Below are 12041 nucleotides of genomic sequence, written 5' to 3' on the forward strand. Positions count from 1 at the left end.
GGCCTGTTATAAGCTCTCAAACAGGTAATAAAAATCCGATACCATAACGATATCGGATTTAAACTATTAACTTGCTATCTGCCCGCTCTTTTAATGAAAGAACATGGCTGAATCACTGTTCATGAACCAATAGAGCTTTGGCTCGCCGAGCAATCATCTGCCGAGTCATAATCGCCGCGATAAACACTAATCCACCGGCATACAGATAGATAGAAGCCAGCCCAGTGTAACTAATTGCCACCCCGGCTAGAGGCGCAGCTACCGCCAAAGAGAGATCAAAAAAGGCTGAATAAGTACCTAGTGCAGACCCTTGGTTCTCAGCACTAACCTGTTTAACCGCTTCAACCCCTAACCCTGGGAAAATCAAGGAAAAACCAGTCCCGGTTAAAAATGCGCCAACTACAGCGGCCCAAACATTTGGGGCAAAACCAATTAATAATAAACCAACTGTTTCAATCACCAATGATGATAATGATACCCGTAAACCGCCATAACGGTTGATGGTTTGGCCAAACAAGAGCCGCATGCCCATAAACCCAACACTAAACAAAGTTAGCGTATAAGCGGCCCCTAACCAATGGTGGGCGGCAAAATACAAGGTAATAAACGCCGTAACGACTGAAAACCCAACTGATGACAGCGCCAAACCCATACCAAATGGCCAGATCCGACCAAGGACTTGATGAAATGGAATTCGTTTACCTGCAACCACTTTCACTGGAGCACGTTTTAAAGCCAAGGCAAAAGCCACTAGACCAACGACAATGACGAAAATACCAAGCCCTTGTAGTTGCCAGCCACTTTCAATCCAAACCCCAACAGGTGCCCCAATAGCGATTGCACCATAAGTTGCAACCCCATTCCACGAGATCACCTGCGCGATATGTTTAGAACCGACCAGTGTCGAGCCCCATAACATTGAGCCGGTACTGGTAAAGCTTTCGCCCCAACCCAGTAATAAACGACCAATAAAGATAATCCCTAACGACATCCAAGGCGTTGCTTTAAGCCAAAAACCAAAGACATAAAACAAGCCGCTTAATGCGCAGCAAATAAGGCCGATCACCACAACCTTTTTAGCACCAATTAAATCCGCATAGCGCCCCGCTTGCGGACGGGTAATCAATGTTGCAATCGACTGAGCACTGATAATAAACCCAGCCATAAATGGGCTAAACCCAAGAGTGTGATAAACAAATGAAGGTAATACTGCTAAAGGCAGTGCAATGGAAAAATAACATACAAATGTATATACAACGACTGAAAAAATTTGCCCAAGGCGCCGGGAGGCCGACAACTCGCCATCCATAATAAAAATTCCACCAATAACTTATTGAGTTATATTACGCCTTATTGGCTGTATCGCCAATCACGTTACGGATATACAAGGCGATTTGTTGTATCGTAAAAACTCATTTTCTCATCGGCTTTTTCAATGAGCAGACAATAAAGCTGCAATTCATCTCGATAACTTGAAATATTCTCAGTATAGGCGGCAATGACATAACGCTGCGCTTTATCGACTGCCACAAACTCACAGAAATCTTCATACAAGCTCAATGCATCGATAACGTTCGCCCCAACCTCCACATTTACCAGCATCCATTGATCTAAAGAGTCAATTGAGATCATCCAATCCATCGAATCCGGCAGAGCAGCATTAAATTGACGCAATTGTTGCCAAAGCTGACTCGATGCTTGAGCTGAAACAGGAGCAATCTCATTTTTTATCTCAAATTGAGCAAAACCGCTTTCACCAATTAAAATAGTTGGGAGCCAAAATGGATGGCGTTCTTGGATATTTGCAACCCGTTCAGATAGATAGTTCATCTTGGGATAGTTACGCAAATTTTCTTTAATATCTTGATGATCTTGTTTTGAATAACTCATTAGATTTTTACTTCGTTAAGTCGCTTATTGATTGCGACCTTTGAAAAAGTTGTACATCGCTGCGATTAAAAGCGTATAGCGTCTAATCATACTTTAGCTACGCTCAGAATTATCTATTGGTTTATTTTTAATTGACAACTAAAACAGTACAAGTTAGCTTATGTCGCCAATTGCTTTACCCACTTTTTATTTTAAGGACATAGTTATGTAATGCCTCGCTTAACCCAATGCTATCTCGGTTATAACTGAGAGGATATTGGGCACCTGTTTTTTAATTTTGTATAAACAGCGAGGAAAAATAATTATGCGCTTTAAATATCCTAGGACCCCTCATCTGCCCTGGTCAGAAAGTTTAAGTAGTGATGATGTTAAATTAACAACACCCAATCACTTTCAGGGAAAAAACATCGTCGTCACCGAGAAAATGGATGGCGAAAATACCACTTTGTATCGAGATGGATTACACGCCCGCTCCATTGATAGCCGCTATCACCCATCGCGAAGTTGGGTAAGCGCCCTGCACGGTAAAATTGGCTGGCAAATTCCAGAAGGTTGGCGCATCTGCGGCGAAAATCTCTATGCCCGCCATTCAATCAGCTATGATGAGCTTCCCAGCTACTTTATGGTGTTTTCTATCTGGAATGAACAAAACATTTGCCTAAATTGGCAAGACACCTGCCAGATGGCTAGCGAACTTCGCCTTTGCACAGTGCCAGTGCTCTATCAAGGATTATGGGATGAAGCGAAGCTGCGCCAATTAAAGCTCGATACAACACACCAAGAAGGTTACGTTGTGCGTATCCAAGATCACTTCCATTTTGATGACTTTAGCCAAAGCATCGCCAAATGGGTACGCCGAGGACACGTCAATACGACAAAACATTGGATGTTTCAAACCATTAGTGCCAATGGCCTAAGGAGTCGTGATGACTCTTAACGATTGGCTTAATTCACTTAAATATGAAGCAACACCTGATTTTGCTCAATGTCAGAGCTATCTGTCGGCAACCATTAAGTTATTAAATGAGCTTCAAGCAACTGAACAAGACGCACAATGGCATGCGGAAGGTAATGTGGCTATTCATACCGATATGGTGTTATCGGCGTTATACCGGCTTTTAACAACCCAAGCTTCACATATAAAAGACAATCAAAGACAAGCGATTATTTTAGCGGCGTTACTACACGATATTGCTAAACCTTTATGCACAAAATCGCGGCTGATTAACGAACAAGTTCGCATTGTTAGCCCTCATCATGAACAAGTAGGACGAGATAACCTCGTCTATCCTCTCATGGAGCTCTGTCTTGAATATGAGACTGTTGAGCTAATTTTGCAATTAGTGGGTTATCACCACATACCGAAGCTTCTGGTTATAAAAAATGAATCTTTTGGTCAGTATCTGAAATTAGCGCTCAACGCTGACTGTGAGCTGCTGTATTGGTTGGAATATGCCGATATGCAAGGCAGAATTTGCGCCGATAAAACCGAACAACTAATGCTATTAGATGAATTTAAAATGTTTTGTCAGGAATACCAACTTTGGGGCAATTCCCATCAAGAGATTTTCCAAAACATCTGCCAACCACTTGAGAAAAAGCCAAGCCCCTATCAACAGCACTACCTCGAGCATTATGCCGTGGATGAGCTAATTAGTGAGAAGATCTTACTCGCGCAAGAAGCTCAAGGGCGCACCCATCAACACGCTCAAAGCTACAGCGAGGTTTATATTCTATGCGGTCCAAGCGGCAGCGGTAAATCAAGCTGGATTAAAGAGCATGTCGACCAAGGGTGGCTAATTATCTCATTAGATGCCATTCGTAAAACCTACAATGGCCATCGCCAAAGCCAGAAAAATCGTGGGCAAGTGATGCAAATAGCCAAAGATAGCTTTAAACAAGCGCTGGCAAAAAAACAAAATGTCGTGTGGGATGCAACCAATTTGCGCCGTGATTTTCGCAGCCAAATCATTAACACGGCTAAACGTTATCATGCGCTTACAACATTAGTTGTGTTTCATTTAAAAAAAGAGACAATTTTAAAACGCAACGCATCACGCGCCCAGCACAAACAAGTCGCTAATAGTGTTATCGAAAAACAGCTCACCCAGTTTCAGTGGCCCGATAAAACCGAGGCGCATCGATTTATAACAATAACAGAGCCCTAATTACTTTAATTACAAACAATTATAGCGAAAATATCGCATGGGCATTTTCCCTAATGGCTTGAAAAAGAAATTATTGATAAATTCATAAAATGATAACCGAAGAACTTGCGTTGCATCGGCTAAAGATGCTGCAAGTTCTGCTTAAAAGCCGCAATGAGTACTTACAAATGCAATGGATAGAGCAATCAGTTAAGTTAGAAAACTTAGAATTGGAAATATGTTTTCCCCTACAAGATGATTTTTATATTGGGGATCCCAACGACCATCAACAACTCCAAGATGAACGTTATTATAAAACGTTAGAGCTTCCTAAATTTCAACGTGTTGTTGAAGTAATGGCGCGAAGTGGTGAAGCATTTGAACACCAACAAGAGTTAGCAACTTATTATCAAACTATTGTTGAAGAAGCTGAATTATTAAAAAAATCGTTTGAACAAATCAGACATTATTTCTGGTTACGGCTGTGGATTTGGAATACTCCCAATAACATTCATATCTCGTTTCCTTGGTATGATAGCTTATCTGAGATACAGAAGTTTTTCGCTTGGATAAAAACCCCCAGTGATAAAGCCTTTATCGACATGGACCAAGGCTGGCAAATTGAAGCCATCCAAACGCAAGATGCGATTCATATCCGTCAAACAGACCCTGATTTTGATGAAGAGTTGGCAAATATTGCCGTTCCTAAACAGCCATTTGTCGAATTAGTCAGCCAAGTTGAAGCAAGAACGCAAAGGATTATTGACAATCTAAGTCGTACGCTTGGTGCTGATGTCTGGTCGCAATACCAAAATGAAGTTCATTTTGGTACACCGACGTGGAGCCCGAAAACAACTAAATAGCTTTCACGCTAGAGCGATTATCAAGACTCAAGCGAAATGCAAATAGAATCAGAGCATTTGCGCCCTGATTCTATTTATCGATGATTAACAACCGTAAGTCTGTGCAATATAGCTTTCAAATTGCTGATATAAGTGGTCATCACCGTGCGTATTTGCAGCGATTTGCGTATCACCATCCACAATACGAATCGATGCATTCAGCGCTTTTGCACTAACGCGCTCGCGAGAGTTCAAGGCAGCGATTTTCTGCTGCTGAGCCAGCCAAGCCTGTTCAGTTGTCAAATTACAGACATCTGCCAAATATTTGGCATTAAACCCTTCCCCACACAAACTCTGAATACACGCATCAAGCGACTGGCTATTGCCGTTATTCCAGTAATGTTTTGCTAACATTGGACCAATTTGCGCATTGTCGGTTAAATACCCAAACTGACGAGTAAAGAAATCTCGCGTCTGATAAACCGCCATATGAGCGAGCAAATAACCTTGGTAAGAACATGCCGATTCATCACTAAGCAGATGAGGAATCGCCATCAAAGGTCTAGGACTACAAGCAATTCCTAGGATTTGTTGCTCACACTCACGCGCAAGCTTTGTCACACGCTCTGGGGTAAGCTCATTGTCATCTAGCTGATAAAGCGCGCGCTCAAAATAAGGAACCACCAAGATGCTACGCTCTTCGTAAGCTTTAAATGGCTGATTTGCATTAATCATCGCCTGAATGACTGAATCGGGAATGACCTTGCCATTGGCATCTTTAGCATAGGTTTTTAGCCAATCTGCATCACCTAACAAGCTGTCACAAAACATCGATTGAGTTTCTGCATAAGCCATTGAGGTAGGGGCAAATTCCTGAGAGAAACAAGGCGCATTCATCTTCACGTTGGCAAAATGCGCAGCATGTCCCCCCTCATGAAAGAGGGTATTGATACCGCTATACCCACTGCCAATCTGGTCCGGTTTAGCATTGCTGGTAAAGTTAACTTTGGCGGCAATCCATTTATCTTGATCATAAAACGACGGTATCGGCCCGTGGCAAAAGCCATTTTGGTACTTCCCTTTACGATCTAATAAATCTAACGTTAACTCAGCTTGGCTATAATCGATGCCCAATCGGCCAAATGACTCAACCCAACGCCGCAGTGACTGCGAAAAAGGAACGTATGGGTCTAGCTCCCGCATCACATCGCCCGCAAAGGAATACACAAAGTTATGTGCTTTAAGTGACTGTTCGCCTTTATTTTTTGATAATTCACTTAAGCTGCGTAAATTTGCATCTCGAGTACGCTGCTCAAAATCATCCAAAATACTAAACAGCTCAGTTGAGCTCATATGTTCAGTTTTCGTCACTGAATAATCAAAAAAGTTATCAAACCCGAGCGCTTTGGCAAAAGCATTGCGCCGTTTAACCAGCTCTAAAAAGCCGTTTTCAAGTAGCCATTGCTCGACATCAAGTAGCGCTTGATGTGCGCTCTGTCGCACTTTTTCATGAGTATTGGTGTTCATCACAGTGCGCAGCAGCGGCAACGAAGCTTCAACTTTTTGCCCATGTTCATCGAGATAGCTCATGACATGATTTTGTTTTTTCTCAAATAATTTGGCTTCAAAAGCAATCAGTTCATCTTTGAGCTTTTTAGCCTCTGCCGATTCAATCGCATGCGCTTCGAACATCGCCTGCCATCCACTGAGCCCCTGGATAGTTGCCTGACGCTCACGCTCATCGGTTATTAGCGAAGCTTTCGCCAATTGTTCTTTAATCGCGCTCAGATAACTGGCATCACTTAAAAAGTTAGTCCAATCCGCTAGTGCTGCCGCCGCACCTTCATGGTCATCGCTAATGCCCATGTATGTCTGCCAAAACAAATCTTCTTTGCGACGGTGAATTGCTAAATAGCGATGGTTTAGATCATTCAAATAATCGGTAGCGCTCATATAATTTTTACCTTTAAATTTAATTAGTTGGCAGTTAAAAATGCTCGGGGACACCAACTCATTTAGTATGTATATACGGTATCTTGATGATGTTATGCACTGAATTCGTTCATCATCGTAGATAACTTATCGAAAACCTCAGCTGACTGGCGAATGCCATCGTGCTCGAACTTATCCGTCACCCAAGTTTGGACATTAGCGGTTAACTGGGCGGTTCTTTTACTTAAAGAGAGCGGCACATACATATCATTGGCATACACCGCTGCCACAACGGGCACTTCATTAGCAGCCAAACGAGTTAAATCATATAAAGGAGAATAATCATTAAAGCTTGCCAAAGAATCCGCAGCGAGCGCAAATGGCTTAAGATACCCAACCTGCTCAAACATCCACGGATAGATCATCTCGCCAGTTAATGGCAAAGATTCAGCATTGCCTTTCAGACCGCCTAATTGGCCTCGTACACGCTGCGCAGCCCAGTTGGTAGCCTGTTGCCCTTGTCCATAAATACTCTCTTGCATAACGGCGTACAGTGGGTTATCCCAATAGTTTACCAACATCATAACCTGCGCTAAAAACGTATCAGATAATGCCTGCCGATCATGCTCTAAGAATGCTTCATCAATGAGATAATAAAGCGTTTGCATGCCGCCACCTGTGCCAAACAAAATACCTAAAGACTGAAACCGCTCAGGCGTTAGCCGCTCGCCATCCGGCATATATACATTTTCATTAGCAAGGCACTCGCCAATTTGAGCTAACCGTGCACGAGCATCGGGATAACGCTGATAAAAAAGCTCGGTTTTATCCCAAACAGATTGATAGGTTAGCTGATAAATTTGCTCAGCACTGGCATCAATCCCGGCTAGGCCACCTGCGACAAAACATCCGGCTAATGCTTGCGGGGCATAAGAGAGGTAACTTAAGGTGATAAAGCCACCATAGCTTTGCCCTAACGTATAAAACTGTTGAGATTGATAACGGCACTTACGGATATATTCGCAATCTTTGACAATACTATCTGCACGAAAGTTAAGAAGATAATCACGTCCTTGTTCGGCGGTTTTTTGCGCCATTAAAGCCGCGTCAATACGGCTACTACGTCCGGTCCCTCGTTGGTCGAGCAAAATAACGCGATAAGTTTCTAGTGCTTGAGTTAACCAGCACGGGTTACCGGGCTGTGGCCTTGGTGCTTTGCCGCCCGGCCCTCCTTGCAAAAACAACAGAAGAGGCAGATTTTCGCCAGCGCGCGCGGCATTAACCACCTCCCGATAATAAACTTCGATAGTTGGACTCTGCTCAGGATGGCGCCAATCTAAAGGGACACTAACTTGATGCTCACTAATGAGCATATCTGATAACTGAAATTGCTTTGCGCTCATGCTTTGGCCTGCTAACAAATATAATTGCACTAATGCTCAATACCATATCGGTTCGTGAGCTTGAAAACCAGCAGCTATGATATCGAGCTATTGCATCTTGATGTGAATTATTCAATGATAAAAATTAAACAAAACAAACACAAACGGCTTTATGAACGCTCTTGCGCCACTAAAAATTGCTGCAGACTTACCTTCGATTCGCCATCAACTACACAAAATAGCGGAACTTTCTGGCGCCGAGCATAAAACGCGAGAGTATTTGACTCAAGAGTTGGCAAAACTTAACGCCTTTACCACGCAATTATTACCCTCTGGCTCTTTGTTATGTTGCATGGATAGCCACCAGATAGGAGCAACGCTCTTGCTTCGTGCAGATATGGATGCTCTGCCAATTCAAGAACACAATCAACACGATTATTGCTCCCAAACACCAGGAGTGAGCCACTTGTGTGGTCATGATGGTCATGCAACATCACTGCTTGGTTGCGCTCATCTGTTAGCTCAAACGCCAATATCAAATGGCAAAGTTTATCTACTATTTCAAAGCGCTGAAGAAACAGGTGAAGGAGCGCCTCTGGCACTTGAAGATATGCGCGCTCTGGGACTTAAGTTTGATTTTGCATTTGCCTATCATAATATTCCGGCACAGCCGATTGGCCAAATTATCTTAAAAGAACAGGCAATGACAGCGGCCGTGCAAAGCCTGAATATACAACTCACAGGACGCACAGCACATGCAGCAGAACCTGAGTCCGGCATTTGTCCGGCCAATGCGATAGCGCAGCTCATCGAATTTGCGCAAACGCTTAATTGTACAGACCTCTCTCAGAGAGATTTTACGCTAGTAACACCAATCTGTATTCAGATGGGCGAACCAGCCTATGGAACAATGCCCGGCGATGGCCGCGTTGATTTCACGATTCGTTGTTGGCAAAACCAGCAAATGAAGATTGTTGCAAAACAGCTAGAGAAAAAGCTTATTGAGATTTGCTCATCAGAGCATCTTGATTATGACTTTCAATGGCTTGAATCTTTTACCGGATGCAATAATCACCCCGCAGCGGTAGAGATAATTCAACGCAGTGCCAATGCATTGAATTTGGACTCTATCGTTCCCGAGCACCCTTTTAAATGGGGTGAAGATTTTGGCTCTTTGATTGCTCATTGGCCCGGTGCATTATTCGGCATAGGCTCCGGTGAAAACTTAAGCCCATTGCACCATGTTGATTACGACTACCCCGATCAATTGCTACCCATAGCGGCGAGCATGCTCGCACAAATCGCTTATCAGGTATTAGCAACAGAGCAATCGGTTGGCGCTTAAATTAAAACTCACGGGTTTTTCACGTTAAGTAGAACGCTCTCAAAGCAGACGTAATGCCTGCTTTGAGAGTGATTAAATGAGCAGGTTTAGTGTGAATGGCTAACGATTAATGGCTCAATGTCACTTTCTTTATGAATAACTAGTCCTTCATCGCCACGCAAGCACGCGCCGCCATAACTGCCTCCGACAGTAAATGTGCAAACTTGCAGATATTTCCCCGCAACATTGGGCAGGCACCAAAGTTGTTGATAGACATTCGTGCGATCCACAAACTGACCACTGGTTTTATCGAGCACTTCATCTTTAGCGCTGATTAAATCGATATTATTTCCGCAGCGGCCCGAAATAGGTTTTACGGCATAACCAGTTTTGGCCAGGCTTTCATTCACTTTAAAATCGGTATCGAGTAAATAACGATGGTTTGGAAACAATGACCACAAAACGGGCAAAATTGCTTTGTTGCCTGGAATTACTGTCCATAACGGTTCAAAAACTAAGACTTCGGGACGCATCAGCACATCAATTAAACGAACTTCATTTTGCGGATGCCCAGTGCGGATCGGCACTGCAGCATACTCAGTTTCACTCACTTCACGAATTTGCTCAATTGCGCTTTCCCAGGCCCACGTTTTCCAAACACAGTTAACCAATCGCCCTTCATCATCAATTAGCTCACCTGTGCTATTCCAACCTAAAGACGCAAGCCCAACGACGAGCTTGCTTTCAAAGCCAGCATCATGCAGCGCTTTTTGCATAAACAAAGCGTGATAGCGTTCTTCATCATCATCATCGAGCATAATGTGTACAAATTCTCGTGCATCACTGTGTTTCCACGCTCCAGTAAGCTCTTCAAGTAACCCCTCTGATGGCACATAACCCAATGGATTTTGGCCATAACCGGTGTTTGCCCATTGCGGTAAAATAAGCCCCCCTTCAGTATGACAAGATGCGGAATCAGCATTGTACTCATAGACTTTGAGCCCACGTTCATCCATACAAAAGTCCAATCGCCCGGTGATCATATGGTGGCGACGCTGCTGCCATGACATTCGTAATCGAGGCCAAAGAATTTTCGGGATATCAAATAGCTCCAGCAGACTGTCATCTTTTAAGACGGTATCAGTTGCATGCAGATACATTAAGTGAAGTTCATTGGTAGCTTTGACAAGCTCTTGGTGGGCATCTTCGGTTATCGTAAAATAACGATAAGGATCTTGATTGATGGTATAGCCATTTGCCGCAATATAGGCTTTTTGCACTGGTTCATGCTCATCAAGCCAATGCCCCTGAAACTGATCGTTGCGCTCAAAATGAGCACAATGCATGGCAAGTTGTTCAGGCGCAACAGACGGCTGTTTAAGTGTTCCAAGTGCATTATCTGTTTGGATCATCCAACCCAGAATAGTCGTATCACTGAAGGTATCTTGTAGCGTGTAATGACCATTTTCGATATGTAGTGGCAACTCACGAGTCCACTGCTGGCCTGCAGGCAAAACATGATGGAGGACATTTTGTTCAGCAATACGAACTTTGTCTTTAAGTAACTGCGTAATGACTGCAACATGGCCGGTGCGTTTAAATTCCCCACCTTTTTGCCAGATTAATAACCCTCCGACAACAGGTGCTCTTGTCGAGCCATTGGCAACCGCCTGCAACGGTAATAAATTATCGTTGACCACTTGGCGTAAAAACCGCAGCGAGAAAATCTCGTATGCCATGCCAACATCGGTAAAAACCATGCCATAGTTTAAAAACAAAAAGCGCCGAGCAAACTCAACGCATTGCCATTTATGGCCCATATATTCACTACCGATATAACTGCGAAAGTGCATATCATCGGGAAAATTTTGCGGATCTAAGCTGCTGTAGTTAGAAGAATAAATAGCTACCCCGCCAGGTGCATAACCCAATAATGTACCAAATGGCGCATCACACCCGGTTGTCTGTTGACTCATGTGTTGACCTTATCGACAAATATGCCTAAGTCTTTTTACAGCGTGTCCGTCCCCATACGTTGGCTCAGGCACAATCTAGACGGAGAAGCGATAATCATAGCACCGCGTTTGTTTTTGCCAATAAACTTCAGCATTAGGTGTAAATTAAAACCAATAGCAGCTAAGTATTAAAATGCATTTAATAACTAGAGTCATATTGAATTAAGCAAACGACAAGGGGCAATCCAACAACAGATGTGCTTAAGGAGCAATATTTAAATTGAACAGGAGTTTTGTTTAGGAAGCTAAATATATGGTGGGTCGTGCAGGATTCGAACCTGCGACCAATTGATTAAAAGTCAACTGCTCTACCAACTGAGCTAACGACCCATAAATGATGGTGGGCTGTGCAGGATTCGAACCTGCGACCAATTGATTAAAAGTCAACTGCTCTACCAACTGAGCTAACAGCCCTAAAAGATATCGGTGATGGTGGGTCGTGCAGGATTCGAACCTGCGACCAATTGATTAAAAGTCAACTGCTCTACCAACTGAGCTAACGACCCATA

9 protein-coding genes and 3 tRNA genes are annotated in these 12041 nt (G+C 43.4%); 4 read left to right on the forward strand and 8 right to left on the reverse strand.

Going from position 1 to position 12041, the window contains the following annotated elements:
* Window positions 1-112 precede the first annotated feature (112 nt).
* Window positions 113-1309 (reverse strand): MFS transporter, encoded by a 1197-nt coding sequence (locus tag ABTQ23_RS19310; protein ID WP_408617399.1) that lies wholly within the window; start codon window positions 1307-1309, stop codon window positions 113-115.
* A gap of 65 nt (window positions 1310-1374) precedes the next feature.
* On the reverse strand, window positions 1375-1890 hold the full coding sequence (locus tag ABTQ23_RS19315; RefSeq protein ID WP_408617400.1) for a hypothetical protein: 516 nt from the start codon (window positions 1888-1890) through the stop codon (window positions 1375-1377).
* Between the two features lie 304 nt (window positions 1891-2194).
* Here ABTQ23_RS19315 and ABTQ23_RS19320 point away from each other — a divergent pair, with 304 nt between their 5' ends.
* From ABTQ23_RS19320 to ABTQ23_RS19330, 3 genes are all read left to right on the forward strand, one after another.
* Window positions 2195-2827 carry an RNA ligase family protein gene (locus ABTQ23_RS19320; protein WP_408617401.1) on the forward strand — a complete coding sequence of 211 codons (633 nt, stop codon included), beginning with the start codon at window positions 2195-2197 and terminating at the stop codon, window positions 2825-2827.
* The gene (locus ABTQ23_RS19325; RefSeq protein ID WP_408617402.1) at window positions 2817-4058 is read left to right on the forward strand and encodes an AAA family ATPase; all 1242 of its coding nucleotides are present in this window, start codon (window positions 2817-2819) and stop codon (window positions 4056-4058) included. Before ABTQ23_RS19320 ends, ABTQ23_RS19325 begins: the two co-directional genes overlap by 11 nt.
* Window positions 4059-4147: 89 nt before the next feature.
* Complete coding sequence (locus tag ABTQ23_RS19330; RefSeq protein WP_408617403.1) at window positions 4148-4900, forward strand: hypothetical protein; 753 nt, start codon at window positions 4148-4150, stop codon at window positions 4898-4900.
* A gap of 84 nt (window positions 4901-4984) precedes the next feature.
* On the opposite strand, the gene ABTQ23_RS19335 is transcribed toward ABTQ23_RS19330, so the two are convergent.
* On the reverse strand, window positions 4985-6832 hold the full coding sequence (locus ABTQ23_RS19335) for a M3 family metallopeptidase (RefSeq protein WP_408617404.1): 1848 nt from the start codon (window positions 6830-6832) through the stop codon (window positions 4985-4987).
* Between the two features lie 92 nt (window positions 6833-6924).
* Window positions 6925-8214: an alpha/beta fold hydrolase gene (locus ABTQ23_RS19340; protein ID WP_408617405.1), complete on the reverse strand. Its 1290-nt coding sequence runs from the start codon at window positions 8212-8214 to the stop codon at window positions 6925-6927.
* 151 nt (window positions 8215-8365) lie between these two features.
* Here ABTQ23_RS19340 and ABTQ23_RS19345 point away from each other — a divergent pair, with 151 nt between their 5' ends.
* On the forward strand, window positions 8366-9538 hold the full coding sequence (locus tag ABTQ23_RS19345) for a M20 metallopeptidase family protein (protein WP_408617406.1): 1173 nt from the start codon (window positions 8366-8368) through the stop codon (window positions 9536-9538).
* 86 nt (window positions 9539-9624) lie between these two features.
* Here the strand turns inward: ABTQ23_RS19345 and gss are convergent, their stop codons facing one another.
* The 4 genes from gss to ABTQ23_RS19365 form a co-directional block, all read right to left on the reverse strand.
* Window positions 9625-11493, reverse strand: coding sequence for a bifunctional glutathionylspermidine amidase/synthase (gene gss, locus ABTQ23_RS19350; protein WP_408617407.1), 1869 nt, complete (start codon window positions 11491-11493; stop codon window positions 9625-9627).
* A 293-nt stretch (window positions 11494-11786) separates the two neighbouring features.
* Window positions 11787-11862: transfer RNA gene (locus ABTQ23_RS19355), tRNA-Lys, on the reverse strand.
* A gap of 8 nt (window positions 11863-11870) precedes the next feature.
* Window positions 11871-11946: transfer RNA gene (locus ABTQ23_RS19360), tRNA-Lys, on the reverse strand.
* Window positions 11947-11962: 16 nt separating this feature from the next.
* Window positions 11963-12038, reverse strand: a tRNA-Lys gene (locus tag ABTQ23_RS19365).
* Between the last annotated feature and the right edge of the window lie 3 nt (window positions 12039-12041).

The sequence above is a fragment of the Celerinatantimonas sediminis genome, assembly GCF_046054195.1.
Taxonomy (GTDB): domain Bacteria; phylum Pseudomonadota; class Gammaproteobacteria; order Enterobacterales; family Celerinatantimonadaceae; genus Celerinatantimonas.

What these genes read in the sequence shown, in the direction of transcription:
- ABTQ23_RS19320 (WP_408617401.1), top strand. Translation starts at nt 2,195, where the DNA reads ATGCGCTTTAAATATCCTAGGACCCCTCATCTGCCCTGGTCAGAAAGT.
- ABTQ23_RS19340 (WP_408617405.1), bottom strand. Translation starts at nt 8,214, where the DNA reads ATGAGCGCAAAGCAATTTCAGTTATCAGATATGCTCATTAGTGAGCAT.
- ABTQ23_RS19315 (WP_408617400.1), bottom strand. Translation starts at nt 1,890, where the DNA reads ATGAGTTATTCAAAACAAGATCATCAAGATATTAAAGAAAATTTGCGT.
- gss (WP_408617407.1), bottom strand. Translation starts at nt 11,493, where the DNA reads ATGAGTCAACAGACAACCGGGTGTGATGCGCCATTTGGTACATTATTG.
- ABTQ23_RS19345 (WP_408617406.1), top strand. Translation starts at nt 8,366, where the DNA reads ATGAACGCTCTTGCGCCACTAAAAATTGCTGCAGACTTACCTTCGATT.
- ABTQ23_RS19310 (WP_408617399.1), bottom strand. Translation starts at nt 1,309, where the DNA reads ATGGATGGCGAGTTGTCGGCCTCCCGGCGCCTTGGGCAAATTTTTTCA.
- ABTQ23_RS19325 (WP_408617402.1), top strand. Translation starts at nt 2,817, where the DNA reads ATGACTCTTAACGATTGGCTTAATTCACTTAAATATGAAGCAACACCT.
- ABTQ23_RS19330 (WP_408617403.1), top strand. Translation starts at nt 4,148, where the DNA reads ATGATAACCGAAGAACTTGCGTTGCATCGGCTAAAGATGCTGCAAGTT.
- ABTQ23_RS19335 (WP_408617404.1), bottom strand. Translation starts at nt 6,832, where the DNA reads ATGAGCGCTACCGATTATTTGAATGATCTAAACCATCGCTATTTAGCA.